Source organism: Achromobacter sp. NPDC058515 (assembly GCF_042721735.1).
Classification (GTDB): Bacteria; Pseudomonadota; Gammaproteobacteria; order Burkholderiales; family Burkholderiaceae_B; genus Achromobacter.
This window is the reverse complement of the sequence record NZ_JBHXNI010000004.1, coordinates 284741-309143: the sequence shown is the minus strand read 5'-3', so window position 1 is coordinate 309143 and position 24403 is coordinate 284741. Positions and strand designations below refer to the sequence as shown.

The window sequence follows — 24403 nt, the reverse complement described above, 5'->3', positions numbered from 1 at the left end:
TGCTAGATGAGCCAGAACCAATTTTATTCCTTGAAGGTGGCCTCCGTGGCGCGCAATACGCGCGATGCGGTGGTCGTGACCTTCGACCTGCCCGAGGCGCTGGCGGAAGAGTTCGCCTTCCTGCCCGGCCAGTACCTGACGCTGCGCACCCAGCTCAACGGCGAAGAATTGCGCCGTTCGTACTCCATCTGTTCCGCGCCGCACGACAAGCTGCTGCGCGTGGCGATCAAGAAGGTGGACGAGGGCACGTTCTCCAGTTGGGCCAATCACGAGCTGCAGCCCGGCCAGACGCTGGAAGTCATGGCGCCGGCGGGCAACTTCACCGTCGACTTCTCACCCGAAAACCAGCGCCACTATGTGGCGTTTGCGGTGGGCAGCGGCATCACCCCGGTGTTCTCGCTGGTCAAGACAGCGCTGTCGACCGAACCGCGCAGCACGTTCACCCTGTTCTTCGGCAACCGCGCGTCCTCGGCCGTGCTCTTTCGCGAAGAAATCGAAGACCTGAAGAACCTCTACATGGAGCGTTTTTCGCTGGTCTACGTCATGAGCCGCGAAACCCAGGACATCGAGCTCTTCAATGGCCGCCTGGACGGCGACAAGGTCGATCAGCTCATGACGGCCTGGATGAGCCCCGAGGATATCGATTACGCTTTTGTCTGTGGTCCGCAGACCATGACGGAAAGCGTGGTCGAGCGGCTGCAGGCCCGCGGCATCCCGAAGGCGAACATCAAGTTCGAGCTCTTCGGCGCGCCCAAGGGGCCGCGCGCATTGCGCACCGGCCAGGACGCCCGCCAGGCGCCCGGCAAGGGCCAGTGCGAGGTGACGGTGGTGCAAGACGGGCATAGCCGCATGTTCGTCATTGAAAAGAACAAAGATAGCGTGCTGGACTCGGCGCTGGCGCAAGGGATCGAACTGCCGTATTCGTGCAAGGGCGGGGTGTGTTCCACCTGCCGCTGCAAGGTGATCGAAGGCGAGGTGGACATGGACGCCAACTTCGCCCTGGAAGACTACGAAGTGGCGCGTGGTTTCATCCTGAGCTGCCAGAGCTTCCCGGTCAGCGACCGCCTGGTCATCGACTTCGACCAGGAAACCTGACCCGGCCCGCGCCAGGCAGAAAATTCATATCCATTTGGAGAGACACAGTGTCCCAAGAATTCTTCGAACGTCACCAGCCCCTGCTGGAGCAGGCCATGGCTGCCGCCGCGCTGCGCGGCTACTGGAGCCCCTTTGCCGAGTCGCCCAGCCCCCGCAATTACGGCGAGACCGCCAACGACGACGGGCGCGCCGCATTCGAGGCGCTGCGCGGCAAGGCGTTTCCTCTGAAGCAGCATGACGCCGACGGCGCCGTGGGCGGCGAAGTGTCTCCCTATGGCTTCGACCTGGGCATCACCTACCCGCGCGTGCCGGCCGACAAGCTGGTCGCGGCGTCCAAGCGCGCGCTGGAAGACTGGCGCCGGGCCGGGCCGCGCGCCTGGGTGGGCGTGTCGCTGGAAATCCTGGCCCGCCTGAACAAGCTCAGCTTTGAGATCGCCTACGCGGTCCAGCACACCACCGGGCAGGGCTTCATGATGGCGTTCCAGGCCGGCGGCCCGCATGCGCAGGACCGCGGCTTTGAAGCCGTCACCTACGCCTGGCAGGAGATGTCGCGCATTCCGGGCGTCTCCATCTGGGAAAAGCCGCAGGGCAAGAACGATCCGATCCGCATGGAAAAGCAGTTCACCGTCGTGCCGCGCGGCGTGGCGCTCGTGATCGGCTGCTCGACCTTCCCGACCTGGAACGGCTATCCCGGCATGTTCGCCAGCCTGGCGACCGGCAACACCGTCATCGTCAAGCCGCACCCCGGCGCGATCCTGCCGCTGGCCATCACCGTGAAGGTGGCGCGCGAAGTGCTGCAGGAAGCGGGGTTCGACCCCGACGTGGTGCAGCTGGCCGCGCACGCCGCCGGCGACGACACCGCGCAGAAGCTGGCGCTGGATCCGGCCGTCAAGATCGTCGACTTCACCGGCAGCACCGCCAACGGCGACTGGCTGGAAAACAACGCCCGCCAGGCGCTGGTGTACACCGAGAAGGCCGGCGTGAACCAGGTCATCATCGATTCGACCACCGATCTGAAGGGCGTGGCGCGCAACCTGGCGTTCTCGCTGGCCCTGTATTCCGGCCAGATGTGCACGGCGCCCCAGAACATCTACGTGCCGCGTGGCGGCATCAATACGCCGGAAGGCCGCGTCAGCTTCGACGACGTCGCCGCCGCGCTGGGCGTGGCGCTGGAAAAGCTTGGCGCCGATGCCGCGAAGGCCGTCGAACTGACCGGCGCCATCCAGAATGAAGGCATCGTCGAGCGCATCGAAAAGGCGCGCGCGCTGGGCCTGCCCGTCGTGGCCGACAGCAAGGCGTTGACCCATCCGCAGTTCGAGAACGCCCGCGTCCGCACGCCGCTGCTGCTGCGCACGGAAGCCGGCAACGCCGCCATCGGCCAGGAATGGTTCGGCCCCATCGCCTTTGTCGTGGCCACCGATTCCACCGCCCACAGCATCCAGCTCGCGCGCGACAGTGTCATCCAGCATGGCGCCCTGTCCCTGTCCGCCTACACGACGGACAACCAGGTGGCCGAGCAGGTGCAGGACGCGGCGGAGGTGTCCGGCGTGTCGCTGTCGCTCAACCTGACGGGCGCGGTGTTCGTCAACCAGACGGCGGCCTTCAGCGACTTCCACGGCACCGGCGCCAACCCGGCTGCCAATGCGGCGCTGTCCGATACGGCGTTCGTTTCGAACCGCTTCCGCGTGGTGCAAACCCGCCGCCACGTCTGACCAGGGCGACCGCTCATGACTTATCAGGATATCCAATTCGATCTGTCGGCCGGCATCGCGCGTCTGACGCTGAACCGTCCGGACAAGCTGAACAGCTTCACCGCGAACATGCACGCCGAAGTAGCTGACGCGCTGACGCGCGTCGAGACCGAAGGCGCGCGCGTGCTGGTCCTGACCGGCGCGGGCCGCGGCTTCTGCGCCGGCCAGGACCTGAGCGAGCGCAAGCCCGCCCCGGACGGCACGCCGCCCGACCTCGGCGAGACCGTCGACAAGTTCTACGCGCCGCTGGTGCGCCGCTTGAACGCCTTGCCCATGCCCGTCGTGGTGGGCGTGAACGGCGTGGCCGCGGGGGCGGGCGCCAACCTGGCGTTCGCGGGCGATATCGTCATCGCCAAGGCCTCGGCCAACTTCATCCAGTCGTTCTGCCGCCTGGGCCTGATCCCGGACACCGGCGGCACCTACGCGCTGCCGCGCCTCGTGGGCCGCGCTCGCGCCATGGGCCTGGCCCTGCTGGGCGACAAGCTCAGCGCCAAGCAGGCTGAGGAATGGGGGCTGATCTGGCAGTGCGTGGCGGACGAGGAATTCGACGCCGCGCTGGAGCGCCTGGCCCGGCATTTCTCGACCGCCCCCACCAAGGGCCTGGCCTTCACCAAGCGGGCGCTGCAGGCCAGCCTGGGCAACGACCTGTCCACGCAGCTCGACCTGGAACGCGACATGATGCGCGAACTGGGCCGCAGCGCCGATTACGCCGAAGGCGTCGCCGCCTTCCTGGGCAAGCGCGAACCGCAATTCAAGGGGCAATGATGAGCACACACGTTTCCCCCGTTGAAGCGCCGGCCGATCCCCAGGAACTTGCGCAGGCCGTGGGCACCGTCATGTACGCGGGCGACGCGGCGTCGCAGGGCCTGGACATGCGGATCGAGGAAATGGCGCCGGGCTACGCGCGCCTGACGATGCGCGTGCGCGCCGACATGCTGAACGGCCACAAGACCTGCCATGGCGGCTTCATCTTCGCCCTGGCGGACAGCGCTTTCGCGTTCTCCTGCAATTCCCGCAACGTCAGCACCGTGGCGTCCGGCTGCACCATCGACTACCTGGCCCCCGGGTTCGAGGGCGACATGCTGACCGCGGTGGCCCAGGAACGGTCGCTGGCCGGCCGCACGGGCGTCTACGACGTCACCGTCACCAACCAGGACGGCCGCAACGTGGCCCTGTTCCGGGGCCGTTCCTATCGCATCAAGGGCCAGATCGTCGGAGTGCCGGCGGACGCTTGACCGCGCAGCCCAACCAAAGAGAGAGCCGCCGGCCGGGCCGGACGCGGATTGGAGCCGCGCCGCTTGAGCCGGGGCGTAGAGAATTTCAGGAGAGACATCATCATGCCCAACACCATGAGCAAGCCGGGACTGGATCCCATCGAGCATGCCAGCCAGGATGAACTGCGCGCCCTGCAGCTCGAGCGCTTGAAGTGGTCGCTCAGGCACGCCTACGAGAACGTGCCGCACTACAAGAAAGCGTTCGACGAAGCCGGCGTGCATCCGGACGACCTGAAGCAGCTGTCCGATATCTCCAGGTTCCCGTTCACGACCAAGAAGGAACTGCGCGAGAACTATCCGTTCGGCATGTTCGCGGTGCCGCGCGAGCGCATTTCGCGCATCCACGCCTCCAGCGGCACGACCGGCAAGCCGACGGTGGTGGGCTACACCAAGGGCGACCTGGATAATTGGGCCAACCTGGTGGCGCGCTCGATCCGCGCCGCGGGCGGCAAGCCCGGCGACACGGTGCACGTGGCCTACGGCTATGGCCTCTTCACGGGCGGCCTGGGCGCACATTACGGTGCGGAACGCCTGGGCTGCACGGTCATCCCGATGTCGGGCGGACAGACCGAAAAGCAGGTGCAGCTGATCAACGATTTCCGTCCGGACATCATCATGGTCACGCCCTCCTATTTCTGCAATATTCTGGAAGAGCAGCGCCGCCAGGGCATTGATCCGCGTCAAAGTTCGCTGCGCATCGGCATCTTCGGCGCCGAGCCGTGGACTGGCCAGATGCGCGCCGACATCGAGGCCGAAGCCGGCATCGACGCGGTCGACATCTATGGCCTCTCCGAAGTGATGGGCCCGGGCGTGGCGAGCGAATGCGTCGAGACCAAGGACGGCCCGGTGGTGTGGGAAGACCACTTCTACGCCGAGATCGTCAATCCGGACACGGGCGAACCCGTGGCGGACGGCGAGGCGGGCGAGCTGGTGTTCACGTCGCTGACCAAGGAAGCCATGCCCATCGTGCGCTACCGCACGCGCGACCTGACCCGCCTGTTGCCGCCGACCTCGCGCAGCATGCGCCGCATCGGCAAGATCACCGGCCGCAGCGACGACATGCTGATCGTGCGCGGCGTGAACATGTTCCCCACGCAGGTCGAAGAGCTGGTCCTGAAGATTGCCCAACTGGCGCCGCACTATCAGCTGGTGCTGTCGCGCTCGGGCAACATGGACGAACTTGAGATCCTGACCGAGGTGCGCGCGGAGTTCTCGGGCCTGTCGGACGCGGACCGCGCCAACCTGGGCAAGCAGTTGCAGCACGCGGTCAAGACGCACATCGGCGTGAGCGCCCGGATCCAGGTTTCCGACGCCGGCCAGGTCGAGCGCACCTTGACGGGCAAGGCGCGCCGGGTGATCGACAAACGGCCGAAATAAGACCCTCACGCCGCGCACGCCATGCGTGCGTGCTGCCCCGCCTTGGGGCGGCCCGGCGGCGGGGCGGCTATTTTTGCGTGGGTCCGGCGCTGGGCGCCACGGCCCGCACGATACGCCGGTACCAGTAGTGCAGCAGGGCAGCCGACAGCGCCAGGCCCACCATGGCCATCAGCCACATGGTGCCGGCGCCCTCGGGCGAGCCGGGCACCAGCGCGTTGCGCAATCCGTCCAATCCGCCGCGGCCCGGACCGAAGCCGAACCACCAGCCGCCCACCAGGCCCACGCCCGCCAGCGCCACCATCTGCAGCAGCAGGGGCACCACGGCCACCTTGTAGGCGCGCAGGAGGTAGGAGTTGATGCATTGCATCGAATCGAACAGGTGGAACAGCGGCAGGACGGCCAGCAGCGTGGTCGCCACGGCCGCGACCTCCGCGTCGTCGGTATAGGCGGCCAGGATGAGGGGGCGGCCGGCCAGCAGCACCGCCGCCGTCAGCAATGCGCCCATCAGGCCCAGCGCCAGTCCCGCCATGCCGGTGCGATGGGCGTGCGCAAAATTGCCGGCGCCGACGGCTTGCGCGGTCAGGGCGGCGGTGGCGACGCCCAGCGCCATCGGCATCATGTAGCACAGGGCGGCCAGGTTCGACATGATCTGGTGGCCGCCGGTCACGAACGTGCCTTCGCGCGCGACCAGCAGCGCCATGAACGTGAACGCGGACACCTCGACCAGATACGATCCGCCCATGGGGATGCCCGGGCGCAGCAGTTCCTTCAGCGCCTTCCAGTCCGGTTTGCCGATGCGCAGCCGGAAGCGGCGGTAGTAGCGGTCGTGCGTGATCACCCACAGGCCCAGTCCCAGGCTCATCCACGACACCACGGCGGTGGCCAGCCCGGCCCCGGCCGCGCCCATCGCGGGCAGGCCCAGCTTGCCGTAGATGAAGAGCCAGTTAAAGAGCGCCTTGAAGCCGATGATGGACAAGTTGATGGCCATGACCAGCTTGGGCCGGGACACCGCCGTGCCCAGGGCGTAGATGGTGCGGAACACCAGCGCGGCGGGCAGGGCCAGCACCAGGGCCTGCAAATAGGACGCGATGCGGTCGCGCACGCCGGGGGCGACGTCGCCCGACAGCGACAGCCACACGTCCGGAAACAGCATCAGGACCGCGCCCACGACGGACAGGCCCAGCGCCAGCCAGACGCCTTGGCCCCAGCTGCGGCCGACTTCAAGATTGTTGCCGGCGCCGAACTGCTGGGCCAGGATCGGGATCAGGGCATGCACGACGCCCATCAGTCCCACGAAGATGGTGATGTAGATGGAGGCGGACAGGGCCATCGCCGCCAGGTCGTCGGGGCTGGAGTGGCCCGTCATGGCGGTGTCCAGCACGCCGAACGAAATGCTGGCCCACTGGCTGATCAGCACGGGCCAGGCCTGCTTGGCGATGCTGCGCAGCGTGGCGCCGAAAGTCATCGGCGCCATGGGCGCGGGCGTCATTGCTTGGGGCCGACCCGGAGCAGTCGGAACACTTCCTGCCGGTCGGCGCGGCGGCCGCCTTGCCACAGCACCTCGGCGCCATCGCTGTACGCGGCGGTGTTGTCGCGCAGGCTCTGGTTGCTGGTCTGCTGCAGGATCAGCGTGCAGCGGGCGTCGAACGTGAACGAAAGGTTATTGAAGATCAGGAACGACGCGCGCTGGCCGCTGCCCAGGCTCAGGCCCCGCACGCATTCGCCCGGGCGCACGTGCTGCTCCAGCGCCTGGGCCAGCTGGCCCGAGACGGTGCGATAGCTCCGGGCGTAGTCCACCGCCGGTTGCCACAACAGCACCAGCAGGATCCAAGTCGTGGTCAATCCGCCGGCCGACAGCACGGTGCCGCGCCACAGCGCTTGCGGTCGCACCCGCAGGCGCCACACTACCAGCGCGATCCAGGCCAGCGTGAAGATCGCGGCCAAGGTGAAGGCCACCCAGGAGATGACGGGCTCATAGCCGGCGGTCTGGCGGCCGATGTTGCGGGAAATCTGCGCCGGCCACTGGAAATGCAGGGCCACCCAGCCGAGCCAGACGGTCGCGGCCGTCAGCGAAAAGCACATGACCGCGAACCAGTCCAGCGTATTGACGACGCCACGGCGCAAGGTCGGCAGCGAGAACGCGCCCAGCACCGCGCAGGGCACGGCCAGCAGTACGTACTCGGAGTCCGAGGCTTGTTCCTGTATGAACAGGATCAGCGCCGAGCAGACCAGCAGCATCAGGGGCAGCCAGATGTGCGGCGCATAGATCCATGCGCGCCAGCGCCACACGGCCAGCAGCGCCAGCGGCCAGGTCGGCCACAGATACCAGGGCAGGTCGCGCAGCGTGCGCCCGGCGTCGTGCCAGGAGGGGGCCGCGAAGGACGACAGGTTCCAGGTCTTCCAGTTGCGGACCCAATATTCGCTGCCTTGGCTGGCGGGAATCCACCAGGCAAGGATCAGGGCGGTGGCCAGCAGCGCGGCCCAGAGCAGCCAGCGCTTGCATTTCCACAGATGGCTGCGGGGATAGAAGGCGAGGGCCGCGCCGATCATGATGGGCAGGGCGCCCACCCAGCCGCGCGTCAGGAAGCTGGCGGCCAGCGCGATGCCCAGCGTGGTGGAGCCCGTGACGGGGCGGTCCACGGTGCGCGCCAGCGAGTAGAAGGCCAGCGCCTGGCAAGCCATGATGGCGGGCACGACGGTGGTTTCATGGGTGCGCTGCAGGATGCCGACCGTGGCCAGCAGCAGAAGCAGCGCGGCGTCGGCGAGCATGCGGCCGTAGTCGCGCGGTTCGGGCTCGCCGCCGAATGGCAGCGCCAGCGGCTGGGCTTCGGGACGGCGGCCAAGCAGGTAGGTGCCGTACCAGACGCTGGCGGCCGTAATGCCGAACCACAGCAGGTTGGGCAGGCGGCCGGCGGGGATGTCGCCGATGAGGGGGCCGAACAGCCAGATGAAGATTGCGCCCACCCACGTGATCAGCGGTCCTTCCTCGGCGTGCGCCAGATGCCCTACTTGGGGCAGCAGCCAGGTGAGTCCGCCTTCGCGGATCGCCGTGACCATGGTCGCCAAGCCGACCGCATCGTCCGTCTTCCACGGGTCGCGCATGAACAGGCCGGCCACGATATAGGCCAGTGCCAAGCCCAGCAGGATGAGGCGGGGCAGTTTTGCGGTGGCTACCGACGTCAGTCGGGCCGGAGTGGAAATAGAAAGAGGGGACACGGGCGTTAATGTAACCGAGTGGTCTGAATGCGCCAGCCCTAGACCGCGGATAAGCCGGCAAGGGGGGAAAAAAAAGCAGCCCGAAGGCTGCCTTTTTGCTGTGACTCCCGCAGGAGCAACAGGATCAGGAAGCGGACTTGACCGTGCCGGCCGTACGGGCGAAGCGGGCGCGGAACTTTTCCACACGGCCGGTTTCGACGATACGCGTCTGGGCGCCCGTGTAGAACGGGTGCGATTCGGAGGTCACGTCGCACTTGAAGAGCGGGTACGTCTTGCCATCGATTTCGATGTTTTCGCGCGTGTGGACGGTCGAACGGGTGATGAACTTGTTGCCCGTTTGCAGGTCGGCGAAGACGACTTCGCGGTATTCGGGGTGAATGCCTTCTTTCATGGTGCTTTCCTAGACTCTCTTGAGTCTTTCTCAAGTTGTTAGGGTCGCCAGCTAGCGTTGGTGAAATTCCTCACGCGAAAAATACCCAAAAAACGGAGTACCCCGCGGATGGCGCTAGCCACGTATCCAAAAAGTAACCCCAAATTCTAGCATGGGAAATTTCGCCGGGCTAGCCTCGGAGAGGTAGCCCCGAAGGGCCACCCTCGCCAGAAATAAAGGGGGCAGATTTGTTCCAGCTGTCAAAGCTCCGTACGCAGCTTCCAGATCTCGGGGAACAGCACGACGTCCAGCATGCGCCGCAGATAATCCACCCCCGACGTGCCACCCGTGCCGCGCTTGAAGCCGATGACCCGCTCGACGGTCGTGACGTGGCGGAATCGCCACAGGCGGAAGGCGTCTTCCAGGTCGGTCAGCTTTTCGCCAAGCTGATACAGGTCCCAATAGCGGTCGGTCTGGCGGTAGACCGTCAGCCAGGCGGCTTCGACGCCTGCCGATGACTGGTAGGGCTGCGTCCAATCGCGTTCCAGGCGGTCGGCGGGCACGTCGATGCCATGGCGGGCCAGCAGCCGCAGCGCTTCGTCATAGAGCGACGGGGCTTCATAGGCGCTCTGCACCTGGGCCAGCAGGTCCGCGCGATGCGAATGGGGCTTGAGCATGGCCGCGTTCTTGTTGCCCAGCAGGAATTCGACCTGGCGGTACTGGTAGCTCTGGAATCCGCTGGAGCGCGCCAGATAGGGGCGCAGCGCCGAATACTCGGGCGGCGTCATGGTAGCCAGCACGTCCCAGGCATGGACCAGCTGTTCCATGATCTTGCTGACCCGGGCCAGCATCTTGAAGGCGGGCTGCAGCCGGTCGGCCGCCACGTTGGCGATCGCCGCGCGCAGTTCGTGCAGCATCAGCTTCATCCAGAGTTCGCTGGTCTGGTGCTGGATGATGAAGAGCATCTCGTTGTGCTCCGGCGACAGCGGGTGCTGCGCGCCCAGCAGTTCGTCCAGATGCAGGTAATCGCCGTAGGTCATGTCGCGCGCGAAATCGAGCTGCGCCTTTTCCTGGTGGACGATGTCTTCGGGGCGTTCGGCCTGGCTCATGCGCGGCCTCCTTGGCAGGGCGGCGCGGCGCGGCGGGCGGATGCGGGCAGTGCGCGCCAGTGGGGCGCGAAGTTATTGGTCATGGTCGTGCTTCACAGAATGGGAGCTGCTGGGTCTTGTCAGCCGCTCCGTGGCCGGCGTATCAGCCTACAGCTCGCGCAAGACCGCGCGAACGGGGCTGGCATCAGCCTGGACCAGCGCCAACGGCAGTGCGATCAACTCGTAATCGCCTTCCGGCACATCGTCGAGCACCAGGTTTTCCAGTACCCGCATGTCGTGCCGCAAGATCGTGTGATGGCTGTCCAGGGTCTTGCTGGACGCGGGGTCGATGCTGGCCGTATCCAGCCCGATCAGCATGACGCCGCGTTCGGCCAGCCATTCGATCGTCTGGGGCGCATAGGCCGAGAAGTCGTCAGTCCACCAGTGCTGCGCGGCATGCTTGGCGGTGCGCACCAGCACGCGGGGCGGCAGATTCAGGGCCGCATGGGCCAGGTGGTCGGGGGTGATCAGCGGGCCGCAGTCGATGGCATGGATGACGCGGCAGGGCCCCAGGAAGGGCTCGAGCGAGACCGCGCCGATGGTCGCGGCGTCGTTCTGGTAGTGCAGCGGGGCGTCCGCGTGCGCGCCGATGTGCGGAGACAGCGTGATCTCGCTGACATTGACCGGACAGCCGGGCGCGAGCGACCACTTCCATTGCTGGCGGTACGGCGTGTCGCCTGGAAAAACAGGCGAAGCCGTGGAGACGGGCGGGGAAATATCCCACAGGCGTTTCATGTCGGGCGCAAAAGGGTCGCGGGAGGCCGGAATTAGGTTAAGCCTAAAGCAATAACGGGCGGTAGTCTAACGAATTCCGGCGCGCCGCGCAGTCACAGGCAGCCCAGTTCGGCCAGGGAGGTCACGGCGCCTCCGGCCACGATCAGGTGATCCACCAGCTTGATGTCCACCAGCGCCAGCGCCTCTTTCAGGTGCCGGGTAAAGGCCTGGTCGGCGGTGCTGGGCTCGGCCAGGCCCGAGGGGTGGTTGTGGGCCACGATCAGGGCGGCCGCGTGGTGGCGCAGGGCCTCGCGCACCACTTCCCGGGGGTAGACCGCGGCTTGCGACAGTGTGCCGCGCGCCAGCTCCCCCGTGGCGATCAGGCGCAGCTGGTTGTCCAGGTACAGGGCAATGCAATGCTCCACCTGCCGGTGCGCCAGCGCGGTCTTGCAATATTGTTTCACCTGGGCCGGGCGGTTCATCGGGTTGTCGCGGGCCAGGTCTTCCTCGATGGCCCGGCGGGCCAGTTCCAGCAGGGCGGCCAGGGTGCAGGCCTTGGCCGACCCCAGCCCGGGAATCGCCATCAACTCCTCTGGCGGGGCGCCCAGCAGGCCCCGCAGCCCGCCGAACCGGTCCAGCAGCTTGCGGCACAGATCCACCACGCTCAGGCCCGGAATGCCCGTGCGCAGCGCGATGGCGAGCAGCTCCGCGTCCTGGATCGATGCGGCCCCGAGACGCAAAAGCCGCTCGCGGGGACGCTCATGTTTTGACAGTTGGGCAGACAATTTCATAAGAGGCTCTAAAATCAAGGTTTACTTAATGTCTATACGGTGGCAGATCTTGAGCATCGCCTCTAATGAAGTGAACGTTTTGGTCCGTCCGGATTCCTACCTGACGCTGCACTATCGGATCACGCTGGCCTCCGGGCCGGGCAAGGATTCCGTGTTCGCCAACACCTTCGACGGTCGGCCCGGCACGCTGCAAATGGGCAGCGGCCAGTGGGCGCCCGGCCTGGAGGCGGCCTTGATCGGCCGCGCCGAAGGCGAACGGTTCAGCGTCACGGTGGCCCCGGCCGATGCCTATGGCGACCGCAACCCCGAACTCATCCAGCGCGTGACGCGCGCGATGCTCGCCGAGCACGCGGGCGCGGACGCCACGTTCGAGCCGGGCGACCTGGTGGAATTCGCCGCGCCGAACGGCGGCCGGTACTCGGGCGTCCTTAAAGAAATCAACGATGAGTCGGCTCTGTTTGATTTCAACCACCCGCTTGCGGGCATCAGCTTGCAAGTGGACGTGGCGCTGCTGGGAGTCCTTTGATGAGCCAGGCCGTAACCGCCTCCGACGCCGAAGTCCTGCTGGCTCAGCCGCGCGGCTTCTGTGCCGGCGTGGATCGCGCCATCGATATCGTCGAGCGCGCGATCGAATTGCATGGCGCGCCGATCTACGTGCGCCATGAGATCGTCCACAATCGCTATGTGGTGGAAGACCTGCGCGCCAAGGGCGCCATCTTCATCGACGAGCTCGACGATGCGCCCGCCGGGTCCATCGTGGTGTTCTCGGCCCACGGCGTGTCCAAGGCGGTGCGCGCCGAGGCGGAATCGCGCGGCCTGCAGGTGTTCGACGCCACGTGCCCGCTGGTCACCAAGGTCCACATCGAGGTGGCCCGCATGCGCGCCGCGGGCCGCGAGATCATTATGATCGGCCACAAGGGCCACCCCGAGGTCGAAGGCACCCTGGGCCAGGCCCAGGGCGGCATGTATCTGGTCGAGACGGTGGACGACGTGGCCGGCCTCGAAGTGACCAACCCGGAAAACCTGGCTTACGTCACGCAGACGACGCTGTCCGTGGACGACGCGGCGGCCGTGTCGCAGGCGCTCAAGGCGCGCTTTCCCAGTATTGCGGAACCCAAGAAGAGCGACATCTGCTATGCCACCCAGAACCGCCAGGATGCGGTCAAGGTGATGGCGCCGGATTGCGACCTGGTGCTGGTCGTGGGCAGCACCAACAGCTCCAACTCCAACCGCTTGCGCGAAGTCGCCGAGCGCAAGGGCGTGGCCGCCTACCTGATCGACGGCGCGGAATCCATCGATGCCGCCTGGCTGGTCGACCGCAAGCGCATCGGCGTGACGGCGGGCGCCTCGGCGCCCGAGGTCCTGGTGCAGCAGGTGATCGCGCGCGTCAAGGAACTGGGCGCCGTGTCGGTGCGCACGATGCCGGGGCTGGAGGAGAATGTCGCGTTCCCGCTGCCCAAGGGCCTGTCCCGCAAGGCGGCCAAGACGGAATCGCTGGAATGAAAAAGCGCCGCCCTGGCGGGCGGCGCAACTAGAACATCAAGGAGACTTCATGCAGTTGTACAGCTACTTCCGCAGTTCGGCCGCGTACCGCGTGCGCATCGCCCTGAACCTGAAGGGCCTGCCGTACGAGTATCTGCCCGTGCATCTGCTGAAGGACGGCGGCCAGCAGCTGTCCGCGGACTATCGCAAGATGAACCCGACGGCCCTGGTGCCCACGCTGGTCGATGGCGATGCCGTCATCGGGCAGTCGCTCGCCATCATCGAATACCTGGAAGAGACGCACCCCGAAACGCCGCTGCTGCCGGCCGACGCCATCGGCCGGGCCCGCGTGCGGGACCTGGCGCTGGGCATCGCTTGCGACACCCACCCGTTGAACAATCTGCGCGTGTTGAAGTATCTGAAGCACACGCTGGGCGTGGATGAAGCCGCCAAGACCGCCTGGTACAAGCACTGGGTGCATCAGGGCCTTGAAGCCCTGGAGGCGCAACTGGCGCATTCCAGCGCCACGGGCCGTTTCTGCCACGGCGACACGCCTACCATCGCGGATCTGTGCCTGGTGCCGCAGGTGGCCAATGCGCAGCGCTTCGAGTGCGACCTGTCGGCCATGCCGAACGTGGTGCGCATCGACGCGGCTTGCCGCGAGCTGCCTGCCTTCGACGCTGCCGCGCCGGGCAAGCAGCCCGACGCGGAGTAATGCGCGGACCGGCTTAGCCGACCTGCACCGGCACGAAGATCTTGTCCTCTCCGCGCTGGACCAGCAGGGCGACGGTCTTGCCCGCCTTGGACAGCGCTTCCTTGACCTGCCCGATATTGCGCACGGGCTCCCCATTGAGGGACAGCAGCACGTCGCCCGGCTGAATGCCGGCCTTGGCCGACGGACCCGCCGATCGCTCGATCAGCAAGCCTTCGGCGCCCGACGCCTGCTGTTCCTGCGGGCTCAGGGGGCGCAGCGCCAGGCCCAGTTGGCCGGGCTGCACTTCCTGGTCTTCCGCCGAAGCCTGCGTCTTGTCCTTGGGAGCGCCGCCCAGGGTGGCGACCAGCTCTTTCTGAGCGCCGCTGCGCCAGACATCCAGCTTGATCTTCTCGCCAGGGGCGGCCATCGTGATGGTGGAGGCCAGGTCGCCCGAGGACACGATGGTCTTGCCGTCGATCTTGCGCACCACGTCGCCAGGCTGCAGGCCGGCCTTTTCAGCCGCGCTGCCCTTCTCGACGCTGGACACCAGCGCGCCCGTGGGGGAATCCAGTTTGAAGGAGTTGGCCAGGTCCTGGTTCACTTCCTGCACCGTCACGCCCAGCCGGGCGTGCTGCACCTTGCCATGCTCAATGATCTGGTCCTTGATCTTGTAGGCCAGGTCGATGGGGATCGAGAACGACAGGCCCTGGAATCCGCCGGTGCGGCTGTAGATCTGGGAATTGATGCCCACGACTTCGCCGCGGTCGTTGAACAGCGGGCCGCCGGAGTTGCCGGGGTTGACCGCCACGTCCGTCTGGATGAAGGGAACCGAGGTGTCGTCGGGCAGCGAACGGCCCTTGGCGCTGACGATGCCCGCGGTGGCGGTGTTTTCCAGGCCGTAGGGCGAGCCGATGGCCAGCACCCATTCGCCCACTTCCAGCTTGTCGACGTTGCCCACCTTCACAACCGGCAGGTTCTTTGCTTCGATCTTGATGACGGCAACGTCGGTCTGCGGATCCGCGCCCAGCACCTTGGCCTTGTATTCGCGGCGGTCGGTCATCTTCACCGTTACTTCCTTGGCGTCCTGAACGACGTGCGCGTTGGTCAGGATGATGCCGTCCTGGCTGACGATGAAGCCGGAGCCTTCGCCGCGCATCGGCACTTCGCGCGCAGGGGCGCGGCCGCGGGATCCGGGGATCTGGCCGAAGAACTGCGCCAGGGGATCATCGCTGTCGGCGGCGGACACCTTGCGCGTGCCGCTTACGCTGATGTTGACGACGGCCGGGCCGAAGTCGCGCGTAATCTGCGCGAAGTTGGGCGGGCTGGACGTATTGATGGTCTGGGAGGAGGGGGCGACGGCCGGCGCGTCGGCGGCCATCGAAACGCCGCCGGTCAGGGCGGTGGCGCCCGCGCCGCCAATGGCGCCGGCGGCCAGCAGCGCCAGGACGAGGCGCGAGGGTTTCATTTGCTTGGTCTTCATGTCGGCTCCTGCGTTCATGTTTAAGGACATGGCGCTATCTTCGGGCCTGACGCTTAGGTGAAACTTAAGTGGAAAAATCCACCCGCGCGCGCAGGCCGTGGCCGGCGGGCGCGTCCTCCAGGGTGATGGTCGCGCCGTGCCGGTCCGCGATGGCGCGGGCGATCGCCAGCCCCAGGCCGCTGCCGTGCTGCGTATTGCCCTCGGCGCGATAGAAGCGGTCGAATACGCGTTCGCGCTCTTCCGGCGCAATGCCGGGTCCTTCGTCGTCGATCAGCAGAGAGGTCCTGTGCGCCGCCTGTTCAAGCCGCAGGCTGACGCGGCCGCCGGCGGGCGAGTGCTTGATGGCGTTATCCAGCAGGTTGCGGGCCAGCAGGACGAGCGCGTCGCGGTGTCCCTGCACCCGCGCCTCTGGCGCGCCGTCCAGGTCGATGCTGATCGACTTGGCGTTGGCTTCGGCCAGCGTTTCCGACAGGGCTTGGCGCAGCACGTCGGCAAGATCGACTGGTTCGGCGGGAGTCTGCTCGGCGGCGCTCTCGTGGCGGGCCATGGACAGCAGCTGCTCGACCAGGCGCGTTGCGCGGTCGATGCCCGCCGCGAGCCGCTGTTCGGCCAGTTGGCGTCCTTCGGCGTTGCCCGCGCGCTGCAGCGCCTGCATTTGCAGGCGCAGTGCTGCCAGCGGGGAGCGCAGTTCATGCGCCGCGTCGCCCACGAATTGCTTCTGTTGCGCAAACGCCCCGCGCATGCGCTCCAGCAGCAGGTTCAATTCCTGGACCAGCGGGCGGATCTCGTCGGGCAGGCCTTGCACGCTGACGGGCGAGAGGTCTTCGGGCTGGCGCGAGGCCACCTGGGCGCGCGCCCGCTTGACCGGCCGCAGCGACCAACTGACCACGCACCAGATGATCAGCATCAGCAGCGGCGCGGCGGCCGCGATGGGGGCGACGGTGCGCAGGGCCAGCGCCCGCGCCATGTTCGTGCGCACGCCCATGTCCTGCGCCACCTGGATCACCTGGAACGGCGTGGCCAGCGAATACACCCGGTAGGTGCGGCCTTCCATCCTGGCGTCGGAAAAGCCCAGCACGATCTGGCTGGGCAGCGGCAGGCGCGAGCGCGAGTTGAAGACGCGGACGCCGTCCGGCGTCCAGATCTGGATGATGAGGTCGTCGGCGACGGGCGAACCCGCGCCCCGGGCGTGGGTCGGACCCGTGCTGAGCAGGCCGTCGCCGGTGCCCAGCGACAGGGCGGTGCGCTGCAGTAGCGAATCGAAGATATCGTCGGCTTGCGCCAGGGTGCTGCGATAGGCGATTGCGCCTTGCACCAGCGCGCCGACCGCGATGGCGGCCAGCAGGAAAAAAAGCAGCCTGGCTCTCAGCGAATAGCTAAGCGGAATGCTCATGTTTTGGGGATGACATAGCCGACGCCTCTGACGTTCTGGATCAGGTTCTGACCCAATTTCTTGCGCAGGCCATGAATATATACCTCAACCGCGTTGCTGCTGACGCTGTCCTTCCAGCTGTAGAGCTTCTCTTCGAGTTGGGCGCGGGAGAAGATCATGCCCGGGCGCGCGATCAGCGGCTCCAGCACGGCCCATTCGCGGGCGGTCAACGCCACGGGCGCGCCATCGACCATCGCGGCGTGGGATTGCGGGTCGATGGTGATGCCTTCGTGCTCGAACACCGGTTCGGCGCGGCCGGCGCTGCGGCGGATCAGCGCGCGCATGCGGGCCAGCAGTTCGTCCACGTCATAAGGCTTGACGATGTAGTCGTCGGCGCCCGCGTCCAGCCCGGCGATGCGGTCGGTGACCGCGTCGCGCGCGGTGGCGATCAGCACCGGCGTGCGGTCCTTGCGCGCGCGCAGATCGCGCAACAGCGCCAGGCCGTCGCGCTTGGGCAGGCCCAGGTCCAGCAGCATGAGGTCATAGGTGTCGGTGTGCAGCGCAAGTTCCGCGGCGTTGCCGTCCTTCACCCAGTCGACGGCATAATGCTCCGCGCGCAGGCAGTCCAGTACGCTTTCACCGATCATGATGTCGTCTTCGACGAGGAGGATGCGCATGGTTGTTTCCGCTTGGATGGTCCAGGAGGTTGGACGCTCGGCGAGCGGCGGGAGTTCCCTGAGGGGAGGGGGGGCGGCGCAGGCGGATGGGGGGGGCGGAAATGAAAAAAGCAGCCCGGAGGGCTGCTTTTTGAATTTTGGTGCCGGCAATAGGAGTCGAACCTACGACCTTCGCATTACGAATGCGCTGCTCTACCAACTGAGCTATGCCGGCAAGACCATTTGCTTTGTTTCTGGACCAGGCCGGAAAGCGGTAAGCAAAACATCTTTGTCTTCCCAGTCCGTCGCCCTTTTATGGGGCCCGATCTGGAAAGACCGAGATCATATCAGAGTTTTTTTGCGATGGGAAACAGGAAGCCCAAAACTCTCAAAAAAAATCTCGATTTGCATGCTGTGAATTTTTCCTTCATAATTTCGTTCTTGGCAGATCCCCGATAGCTCAGTCGGTAGAGCGACGGACTGTTAATCCGCAGGTCGCTGGTTCGAGCCCAGCTCGGGGAGCCAAAGAATTTCAAGGTCAAATTCCGGGGTCATTCACGCAAGTGAATGGCCCTTTTGGTTTTTGCCGCCGGCGGTGCGGGTTGTTTCGCCTCTCGCCTGCCCATTGGACTGATCGACATGGAAGACGACAAGCGCATCGGCGTCACGGTGATCTCCGGGTTCCTGGGCAGCGGCAAGACTACGCTGCTGAATCGCCTGCTGCATGACCCGGCCTACGGCGATGCGGTCGTCATCGTCAATGAATACGGCGACGTGGGCGTGGACCATCACCTCGTGCGGCTGGCGCGGGATAGCGTCGTGCTGGTCGAGGGCGGCTGCCTGTGCTGCGTGGTCAGCGGGGCGGTGGTCGACACCTTGCGCGAGCTGTTCATGCTTGCCATCGCCCGCAAGATCAAGCCGTTCCGGCGCGTGCTGATCGAGACCAGCGGGCTGGCGGATCCCGCGCCTATCCTGTTCACGCTAAAGCACGACCGCTTTCTGTCGGAGCGCTACGCCTATCGCGGGGCGGTCGTGGTGGTGGATGCCCGGCACGGAGAGGAGCAATTGGCCTCGCAGCCCGAGGCGGCGCGCCAGTTGGCGCTCGCCGATACAGTGGTGTTCAGCAAGTCGGATCTGGCGGATGCGAGGCAGTTGCGGCGGGCCGAGCAGGCCGTCGCCTCCATCAACCCCGGCGCGCAACGCTGCGTGCAGCGACTGGATGCGCCGCTTGCCGGCGTGCTGCGGGAGGCGCCGGGCGCGCAGGTCCGGCGCGATGGCGTGGCCGCGGCGAATTGGCTGCAGGCTTTTTCCAGGCCGGCCGCCAACCGGCATGCCCATGTGGCCAGTTTTTCGCTGACGCTGTCGTCGCCGCTGGGGCGGGCGGCCTTCCTTGCGGGCGTTTCGCGTATCCAGGAACGCTTCGGCCAGGGCGTGCTGCGGATGAAGGGGCTGGTGTGCTTCGAGGGCGAGGCGTTGCCGTGCGAGGTGCATGGCGTGCACGGCGAACTCTATCCGATCCGGCCGCTGGCGCAGTGGCCGGGCGAGGACCGCGCGTCGCGGCTTGTCTATATCGTTCGCGGGGTGGATGCGGAGCTCGTGCGCGGCGCCGTGCTCGAGGCGCTTGGGCAGCCGCCTGCCTGAGGGCGCTTCCGCTGAGGCGCTTGCTCAAGGCCCCGTTTCGTTCGCCGATATTCTTTGCTGATGTTGCACGGAAATACGGTATAAACGGTACGGTCTGATGCAAGAAACGAGACAATCATGGATCGTCTGAAAGCCATGCAGGTGTTCGTGGAAGTCGCCGACCGGGGAAGCCTGTCGGCGGCGGCGATTCATCTGGATATGTCGCGCGCCATGGTGTCGCGCTATCTGGCCGAAATGGAACAATGGGTAGGCGTGCGCTTGCTGCACCGCACCACGCGACGTCTCAGCCTGACCCCGGCAGGGGCGGAAACCTTGCCTCGTTGCCGGCAGATGCTCGACATGGTGGGCGATTTGCGCAACGCGGTGTCCACCCCCGACGATACGCCGCGCGGCCTGCTGCGCATCACGACGAGCATGTCGTTCGGCGCCCGGCATCTGGCCAGCGCCGTGACGGAATACGTCAAGCTGCATCCCGGCACCTCCGTGGACCTGATGCTGGTCGAGCGCGCCGTCAACCTGGTGGAAGAGCGGGTGGATCTGGCAGTGCGCATCACCAATGACCTCGATCCCAATCTGATCGCGCGCAAGCTGGCCGTTTGCCGGTCGGTGGTGTGCGCCTCGCCCGAATATCTGGCGCGCGAGGGGGCGCCGGCGCGCATCGAAGACCTGTCCCTGCGCAACTGCCTGACTCATTCTTACTTCGGCAAGAGCCTGTGGCGTTTCGAACGCGACGGCGAGCCTGTCGATGTGCCGGTCAGCGGGAATATCAGCGCCAACGAGGTTTCGGTATTGTTGAGCGCGGCGGTGGAGGGCGCGGGCATCGCCATGCTGCCCACCTATTACGCGTCCGAGTGCATTGCATCCGGTCGCCTGCGAGCCATCTTGCCGCAGTGCAAACCGCAGGAGCTGGGCATCTATGGTGTTTATGCCTCGCGCCGCCAGATGCCGCTGATTTTGCGTTCGATGCTGGATTTTCTGGCGGAACGCCTCGGTTCGGCGCCGTGGGATAAGCCCGCAGCCTAGGTTTTGCGATGCGCCTGCGCACCGCCGAGCTTGAGGGCGGGGTATATAACGGTATAATTTGGGTGCTGTTTCAGCATGTTTGGCACGACTTGCTCCGGGTTTTGTCCCTGCAATGCGTGTTTTGCGGCAAGCCAATGTCCGCCGGCATGCAGCCTTGGAAAACACCTAAGAATCGTAGTCCGGCCGTCGTACGGTCTGATAAGTGTCCGGCCCGGCAGCGGGCCGAAGCATCGCGGAGCCGGTCTCCGTATGCGCAAGGGGGAGGCGCCTTGGGGTTGGGGTTGTTGCGGTTCGTCCGCCAAACCTCAGTGTCCAGCGCCTGACGATTCAAGTCTTTGATATCGAGTGCCGCAGGAAAATGGCGTCGGAGTTCCGGCGCTTTCCGCAGCCATGTTGGCGATTGGTGCCAGCTTTTCCAGAATTTGATCGAGGCGCTGCCGCGACGCGTGTCGCGACAGGCAATCCGCCCTATATGGATGGCGCGGCTGTATCTACTGCTGTATCTACTGCTGTATCTGCGTATTGCCGTGGCGGTAAAACAGGAATCTAGTGAAAACTTTGCAAGCCAACGTCGTCTGTTGCGGATCCGCCTATGTGGCGGCCCGGGCGGCTGCGGATGCGCGCGCGATTCTCGCCCCGGCCTGCCGGTCGGGTTTTGCGCTGTTTTTTCGTTTGCCCTGTGCCCGGCTTTCGGCCTTGCAGGCACAAGCTTTGCAGGCACAAGCTTTGCAGGCACAAGCTTTGCAGGCACAAGCTTTGCAGGCACAAATGAAAAAGGCCCGGCGCATTCGCCAGGCCTTCATCAATTTGGTTGCGGGGGCAGGATTTGAACCTACGACCTTCGGGTTATGAGCCCGACGAGCTGCCAGACTGCTCCACCCCGCGTCTGAGAAAAGAATATTAACCTTATTTTCAACCTAGCGCAAGTTATCTCCTTTTTGAATTTGAATGTCGATGAACGATAGCGAGGCAATACTCGTGCTGGAAACCGCGCTTCTTTGCGCGGTGCAGCCGATGCAACTGTCCGATATGCGCAAGCTATTCGGAGATGATGAACAATTCGACAACAGCGCATTGCGCGCGTTGCTGGAGACGCTGCAAAGCAATTGGGCCGACGGCGGCCTGGAGCTCGTGCAATTGGCGACGGGGTGGCGTTTTCAGAGTCGTCCGCGCATGCAGCGCTACCTGGAACGCCTGAGCCCCGAGAAACCGCCCAAGTATTCGCGCGCCGTGATGGAAACGCTGGCCATCGTGGCCTGGCGCCAGCCGGTCACTCGCGGCGACATCGAGGACATTCGCGGGGTGACGGTCTCGTCGCAGATCGTGAAGGCGCTGGAGGATCGCGGCTGGATCGAGGTGATCGGGCACCGCGACGCACCGGGCCGGCCCGCGCTGTTCGGCACCACGCGCCAGTTCCTGGACGACCTGGGCTTGCGCGCCCTGGATGAGCTGCCGCCGCTGGAGTCCGCACACGCGGCCGCCGCGCTGGCGGGGCTGGATCTGGGCGAGGTGCAGCAGGTAATGGGAGAGGCGCCGGCGGAAGGCGCGGCGCAAACTGACGATCCGGCGGCGGCCGAAGAGGGCGCTCCCGAAGGTGAAAATGCCGCGCCGACGGATGCCGGCGACGGGGAGATTGAGAATTTCCCGGTTGCGGAATTGTCTGTTTCGGAACACGATGCAACCATAGGCCCGGTCGATAGCGTAGAATCCCTGCTTTCGCGCACAGAAGAAGGCGCGGATCCCGCAGACGAATCCACCGTCCGGGAGCAAGCCGAAGGCTTGTCCGATACGCCGTCCTTGTCCGGTTTTCCCGACGACATGGCCGGCAACGACATTTCCGATATGGCCGCCGACGCCTCCGAGGCCGGTGCTGCAAAGGAAAGTGTCGAGAACGCAAAACACGCGGAACCGACCGACCCGATTGACGAGACCGATACCGTGGCGCCTGGCGCCGCCGGGCATGAGCCTGCCATCGGTCTTGACGAGGCTGTTGCGCCCGACCCTGATTCCGCTCCCGCGGAATCGGAAGAGGCGGAATCCGGGCGGCCCGGGGCCGGACGAGATCCGGCGTCCCCAGATGATGACGAGCCTGCCCCCGGCAGGCCTACCCAAGTTTGAAATTCGGAGCTGTCCCAGTGACAACGAATACAGCAATGCAGGACGACAATCCCCGTTCGGATGACACCGTTTCCAATGGTCAGCCGGAATCCGCCGCGCGCGAGCCGGCAGCCGAAGGCGAAGCCGGCGCCCGTGGGCGCGGGCGCAAGCTGAGGACGCCGTTTCGCCGCCGCCGAGGCGATGCCGCGGCCGAGCAGGCGCCGGCGGCCGAGGGTCAGCCCGCGCCGGCTGCCGCGGCCCCGGTCGAGTCCGCGGACTCCCGTGGCGGCGAGCAGGAAGCCGAGCAGGCTCTGGCGTACCTGGACACCGCGGACCGCATGGAGCAGCGCCTGGGCAAGTACCTGAACAGCGAAGCTGTCATGCCCAAGCTGCATAAGGTGCTGGCCGACGCCGGCATCGGGTCGCGCCGCGAAATGGAAGAGCTGATCGTCGCTGGCCGGGTATCGGTTAACGGCGAGCCGGCGCATATCGGCCAGCGCGTGGGTCCCAATGACCAGGTCCGCGTCAATGGCAAGCCCATCATGCGGGTGAACACGAAGAAGCCGCCGCGCGTGATCCTGTATCACAAGCCCGCCGGCGAGATCGTCAGCCACGACGACCCGGGCGGCCGCGCCAGCGTGTTCGCGCGCCTGCCCAAGCTGCGCACGGGCAAGTGGCTGTCCGTTGGCCGCCTGGACCTGAACACCGAGGGCCTGCTGATCTTCACGACCTCGGGCGATATGGCTAACCGGATCATGCATCCGCGTTATGGCACGGAGCGCGAATACGCGGTCCGCGTGCTGGGCGAGATGGACGAGGCGCAGCGCCAGTCGCTCGTCGACGGCATTGAGCTGGAAGATGGACTGGCCGCGTTCGGCGCCCTGGATTACCTGGGCGGCGACGGCAGCAACCGCTGGTATCGCGTCACGCTGCAGGAAGGCCGCAATCGCGAAGTCCGCCGCATGTTCGAAGCCGTGGGCGTCACGGTCAGCCGGCTGATCCGCACCCGGTTCGGCGATGTGGTGCTGCCGCGCACGCTGCGCCGCGGCCGCTGGGAAGAGCTGGACGGCTCCTTGGTCACCGCGCTGATGGTCCAGTTGGGGCTGTTGCGCGAAGACGACGATTCCTCGGGCAACCGCCGCCGCTCGAAACAGCCGCAATCGCATGACAGCGCCTTGCCTCCGGGCTTTGGCACCATGGACCGCAATGGCATGAATGGCGCCCGCATCGGACGCCGCGGCAAGCTGCAAGGGGGCCGCATGGGCAGCGCGGGCCAGGCGGCGGCGTGTCCGTCCGATCCCTTCGGGACCGGCCTGATGATCGCCGGCGGCTATGCCAATGGCCATCCGCTGGCCGCCGAAGCCCCCTCCGGCAACCGCAAGGGCGGCAAACCCGCGGGCGGTCGCCCGTCCGTGGGTGGCGGCAAGCCGGGCGGCCGGTCGGGCGGAAAGCCTGGCGGCAAGCCGCGAGGTCCGCGCGCATCCGCGGCGAATGGTCCGGCGGGCAATGTGGCCTCGGGCAATGTGGCGGTCGGCACTCCGGCGGATGCTCCGGCGGGTACGGGTCGCCGTCCCTCTGGCGGCAAGCCCGCTGGCGGTAAGCCGGCAGGCGGCAAGCCCGCGGGCGCACGCGGCGGAAACGCCAGCCGAGGCGGCAAGCCGGCGGCCGGCGGCCGTGGCGGCAACAAGACGGAAGGTCCGCGCACGGGCGGCAACAAGGGTCCGGGCGCCGGCGGCAAGCCGCGCACGCCCCGCAGTGGCGCGCCTCGCAGCGATGCTTCGCCCCGTGGCGATGACTGGCAACCCCGCGGCGCTTCCGCGCACGAATCCCGCCTTGGCGTGATGGGCGGGCGGGGCCGTCAGGGCCGCTGATCGCCGTCAGGCGGCGCGCTGGCCGCGCCGCCGGGTCCGATGCGTCCCATATAAGCGTAAGCCCGTGACGAATCAGGCATTTTTCCAGTTTATCTGGTAAAATCAATGGTTTTCATGGCTTCGCGTCTTTGCTTTTTGCCAGAGGCACCGCTTTATAGGGTGCGCTTTCCGGTGAAAGGATGCGTCGGCAGCGTTTCTGCCGATCGGGCGCACGGCTTTTTGTGGGCGAGTCGCGGGGTGCTTTATATATAAGTGTCTTGGCGCGTGCCGCTATCTGCGCAGTTGCGCGGGCAAAAAGCAGCGAGAGCGTGTCGGGGCGCAGGTCGGCAATGCAGAAAGGCGGTGGGACGG

General features: G+C 66.2%; 21 protein-coding genes and 3 tRNA genes. 13 read left to right on the top strand and 11 right to left on the bottom strand.

Features of this window, described 5'->3' with window-relative positions:
* Window positions 1–6 precede the first annotated feature (6 nt).
* From paaE to paaK, 5 genes are all read left to right on the top strand, one after another.
* Complete coding sequence (gene paaE / locus ACFWP0_RS10170) at window positions 7–1095, top strand: 1,2-phenylacetyl-CoA epoxidase subunit PaaE (RefSeq protein WP_377841678.1); 1089 nt, start codon at window positions 7–9, stop codon at window positions 1093–1095.
* Window positions 1096–1142: 47 nt separating this feature from the next.
* Window positions 1143–2807 carry a phenylacetic acid degradation protein PaaN gene (paaN, locus tag ACFWP0_RS10165; RefSeq protein WP_377841677.1) on the top strand — a complete coding sequence of 555 codons (1665 nt, stop codon included), beginning with the start codon at window positions 1143–1145 and terminating at the stop codon, window positions 2805–2807.
* Window positions 2808–2822: 15 nt separating this feature from the next.
* Entirely contained in the window at window positions 2823–3611 is a 789-nt protein-coding gene (gene paaG / locus ACFWP0_RS10160) for a 2-(1,2-epoxy-1,2-dihydrophenyl)acetyl-CoA isomerase PaaG (protein ID WP_377841675.1), read from the top strand.
* A complete protein-coding gene (gene paaI, locus ACFWP0_RS10155; RefSeq protein WP_377841673.1) occupies window positions 3611–4081 on the top strand; it encodes a hydroxyphenylacetyl-CoA thioesterase PaaI in 471 nt (156 codons plus the stop codon). The genes paaG and paaI overlap by 1 nt, the downstream gene beginning before the upstream one ends.
* A 102-nt stretch (window positions 4082–4183) precedes the next feature.
* On the top strand, window positions 4184–5497 hold the full coding sequence (gene paaK / locus ACFWP0_RS10150; RefSeq protein ID WP_377841672.1) for a phenylacetate--CoA ligase PaaK: 1314 nt from the start codon (window positions 4184–4186) through the stop codon (window positions 5495–5497).
* 67 nt (window positions 5498–5564) lie between these two features.
* Here paaK and ACFWP0_RS10145 read toward each other — a convergent pair whose 3' ends face one another.
* From ACFWP0_RS10145 to radC, 6 genes are all read right to left on the bottom strand, one after another.
* On the bottom strand, window positions 5565–6986 hold the full coding sequence (locus ACFWP0_RS10145; RefSeq protein ID WP_377841669.1) for an MATE family efflux transporter: 1422 nt from the start codon (window positions 6984–6986) through the stop codon (window positions 5565–5567).
* Window positions 6983–8713: an ArnT family glycosyltransferase gene (locus ACFWP0_RS10140; protein ID WP_377841668.1), complete on the bottom strand. Its 1731-nt coding sequence runs from the start codon at window positions 8711–8713 to the stop codon at window positions 6983–6985. Before ACFWP0_RS10140 ends, ACFWP0_RS10145 begins: the two co-directional genes overlap by 4 nt.
* Before the next feature lie 124 nt (window positions 8714–8837).
* Window positions 8838–9104, bottom strand: coding sequence for a type B 50S ribosomal protein L31 (locus tag ACFWP0_RS10135; protein WP_057284973.1), 267 nt, complete (start codon window positions 9102–9104; stop codon window positions 8838–8840).
* Between the two features lie 239 nt (window positions 9105–9343).
* Window positions 9344–10192: a tryptophan 2,3-dioxygenase gene (gene kynA / locus ACFWP0_RS10130; protein WP_377841666.1), complete on the bottom strand. Its 849-nt coding sequence runs from the start codon at window positions 10190–10192 to the stop codon at window positions 9344–9346.
* A 147-nt stretch (window positions 10193–10339) separates the two neighbouring features.
* Complete coding sequence (gene kynB, locus ACFWP0_RS10125; RefSeq protein ID WP_377841664.1) at window positions 10340–10966, bottom strand: arylformamidase; 627 nt, start codon at window positions 10964–10966, stop codon at window positions 10340–10342.
* A 92-nt stretch (window positions 10967–11058) separates the two neighbouring features.
* A complete protein-coding gene (gene radC, locus ACFWP0_RS10120) occupies window positions 11059–11736 on the bottom strand; it encodes a DNA repair protein RadC (protein ID WP_377841662.1) in 678 nt (225 codons plus the stop codon).
* Between the two features lie 49 nt (window positions 11737–11785).
* On the opposite strand from radC, the gene ACFWP0_RS10115 reads away from it, so the two are divergent.
* The 3 genes from ACFWP0_RS10115 to maiA are packed head-to-tail and all read left to right on the top strand — an operon-like array spanning window position 11786 to window position 13933.
* Window positions 11786–12262, top strand: a complete 477-nt coding sequence (locus ACFWP0_RS10115) for a peptidylprolyl isomerase (protein WP_377841661.1) — start codon at window positions 11786–11788, stop codon at window positions 12260–12262.
* Entirely contained in the window at window positions 12262–13239 is a 978-nt protein-coding gene (gene ispH, locus ACFWP0_RS10110) for a 4-hydroxy-3-methylbut-2-enyl diphosphate reductase (protein ID WP_377841659.1), read from the top strand. Before ACFWP0_RS10115 ends, ispH begins: the two co-directional genes overlap by 1 nt.
* Window positions 13240–13288: 49 nt before the next feature.
* Window positions 13289–13933, top strand: coding sequence for a maleylacetoacetate isomerase (gene maiA, locus ACFWP0_RS10105; RefSeq protein ID WP_377841657.1), 645 nt, complete (start codon window positions 13289–13291; stop codon window positions 13931–13933).
* A gap of 13 nt (window positions 13934–13946) precedes the next feature.
* Here the strand turns inward: maiA and ACFWP0_RS10100 are convergent, their stop codons facing one another.
* The 4 genes from ACFWP0_RS10100 to ACFWP0_RS10085 form a co-directional block, all read right to left on the bottom strand.
* Window positions 13947–15392 carry a DegQ family serine endoprotease gene (locus ACFWP0_RS10100; protein WP_377841655.1) on the bottom strand — a complete coding sequence of 482 codons (1446 nt, stop codon included), beginning with the start codon at window positions 15390–15392 and terminating at the stop codon, window positions 13947–13949.
* Between the two features lie 64 nt (window positions 15393–15456).
* Complete coding sequence (locus tag ACFWP0_RS10095; RefSeq protein WP_377841654.1) at window positions 15457–16785, bottom strand: ATP-binding protein; 1329 nt, start codon at window positions 16783–16785, stop codon at window positions 15457–15459.
* A complete protein-coding gene (locus ACFWP0_RS10090) occupies window positions 16782–17441 on the bottom strand; it encodes a response regulator (RefSeq protein WP_377841652.1) in 660 nt (219 codons plus the stop codon). Before ACFWP0_RS10090 ends, ACFWP0_RS10095 begins: the two co-directional genes overlap by 4 nt.
* Before the next feature lie 138 nt (window positions 17442–17579).
* Window positions 17580–17655: transfer RNA gene (locus tag ACFWP0_RS10085), tRNA-Thr, on the bottom strand.
* 214 nt (window positions 17656–17869) lie between these two features.
* Here ACFWP0_RS10085 and ACFWP0_RS10080 point away from each other — a divergent pair.
* From ACFWP0_RS10080 to ACFWP0_RS10070, 3 genes are all read left to right on the top strand, one after another.
* A tRNA-Asn gene (locus ACFWP0_RS10080) sits at window positions 17870–17945 on the top strand.
* 114 nt (window positions 17946–18059) lie between these two features.
* The gene (locus ACFWP0_RS10075) at window positions 18060–19061 is read left to right on the top strand and encodes a CobW family GTP-binding protein (protein ID WP_377841651.1); all 1002 of its coding nucleotides are present in this window, start codon (window positions 18060–18062) and stop codon (window positions 19059–19061) included.
* Window positions 19062–19178: 117 nt separating this feature from the next.
* Window positions 19179–20084 (top strand): LysR family transcriptional regulator, encoded by a 906-nt coding sequence (locus ACFWP0_RS10070; RefSeq protein ID WP_377841649.1) that lies wholly within the window; start codon window positions 19179–19181, stop codon window positions 20082–20084.
* An 808-nt stretch (window positions 20085–20892) separates the two neighbouring features.
* Here ACFWP0_RS10070 and ACFWP0_RS10065 read toward each other — a convergent pair.
* A tRNA-Met gene (locus ACFWP0_RS10065) sits at window positions 20893–20969 on the bottom strand.
* A 69-nt stretch (window positions 20970–21038) separates the two neighbouring features.
* Here ACFWP0_RS10065 and scpB point away from each other — a divergent pair.
* The gene (scpB, locus tag ACFWP0_RS10060) at window positions 21039–22202 is read left to right on the top strand and encodes an SMC-Scp complex subunit ScpB (protein ID WP_377841873.1); all 1164 of its coding nucleotides are present in this window, start codon (window positions 21039–21041) and stop codon (window positions 22200–22202) included.
* Between the two features lie 35 nt (window positions 22203–22237).
* A complete protein-coding gene (locus ACFWP0_RS10055) occupies window positions 22238–24052 on the top strand; it encodes a pseudouridine synthase (protein ID WP_377841647.1) in 1815 nt (604 codons plus the stop codon).
* Window positions 24053–24403: the final 351 nt, after the last annotated feature.

Coding starts and splice junctions, on each gene's coding strand:
- paaE (WP_377841678.1), top strand. CDS start 7: ATGAGCCAGAACCAATTTTATTCCTTGAAGGTGGCCTCCGTGGCGCGC.
- paaG (WP_377841675.1), top strand. CDS start 2,823: ATGACTTATCAGGATATCCAATTCGATCTGTCGGCCGGCATCGCGCGT.
- paaI (WP_377841673.1), top strand. CDS start 3,611: ATGAGCACACACGTTTCCCCCGTTGAAGCGCCGGCCGATCCCCAGGAA.
- paaK (WP_377841672.1), top strand. CDS start 4,184: ATGCCCAACACCATGAGCAAGCCGGGACTGGATCCCATCGAGCATGCC.
- ACFWP0_RS10145 (WP_377841669.1), bottom strand. CDS start 6,986: ATGACGCCCGCGCCCATGGCGCCGATGACTTTCGGCGCCACGCTGCGC.
- ACFWP0_RS10135 (WP_057284973.1), bottom strand. CDS start 9,104: ATGAAAGAAGGCATTCACCCCGAATACCGCGAAGTCGTCTTCGCCGAC.
- kynA (WP_377841666.1), bottom strand. CDS start 10,192: ATGAGCCAGGCCGAACGCCCCGAAGACATCGTCCACCAGGAAAAGGCG.
- kynB (WP_377841664.1), bottom strand. CDS start 10,966: ATGAAACGCCTGTGGGATATTTCCCCGCCCGTCTCCACGGCTTCGCCT.
- radC (WP_377841662.1), bottom strand. CDS start 11,736: ATGAAATTGTCTGCCCAACTGTCAAAACATGAGCGTCCCCGCGAGCGG.
- ispH (WP_377841659.1), top strand. CDS start 12,262: ATGAGCCAGGCCGTAACCGCCTCCGACGCCGAAGTCCTGCTGGCTCAG.
- maiA (WP_377841657.1), top strand. CDS start 13,289: ATGCAGTTGTACAGCTACTTCCGCAGTTCGGCCGCGTACCGCGTGCGC.
- ACFWP0_RS10100 (WP_377841655.1), bottom strand. CDS start 15,392: ATGAAGACCAAGCAAATGAAACCCTCGCGCCTCGTCCTGGCGCTGCTG.
- ACFWP0_RS10095 (WP_377841654.1), bottom strand. CDS start 16,785: ATGAGCATTCCGCTTAGCTATTCGCTGAGAGCCAGGCTGCTTTTTTTC.
- ACFWP0_RS10090 (WP_377841652.1), bottom strand. CDS start 17,441: ATGCGCATCCTCCTCGTCGAAGACGACATCATGATCGGTGAAAGCGTA.
- ACFWP0_RS10075 (WP_377841651.1), top strand. CDS start 18,060: ATGGAAGACGACAAGCGCATCGGCGTCACGGTGATCTCCGGGTTCCTG.
- ACFWP0_RS10070 (WP_377841649.1), top strand. CDS start 19,179: ATGGATCGTCTGAAAGCCATGCAGGTGTTCGTGGAAGTCGCCGACCGG.
- scpB (WP_377841873.1), top strand. CDS start 21,039: ATGAACGATAGCGAGGCAATACTCGTGCTGGAAACCGCGCTTCTTTGC.
- ACFWP0_RS10055 (WP_377841647.1), top strand. CDS start 22,238: ATGCAGGACGACAATCCCCGTTCGGATGACACCGTTTCCAATGGTCAG.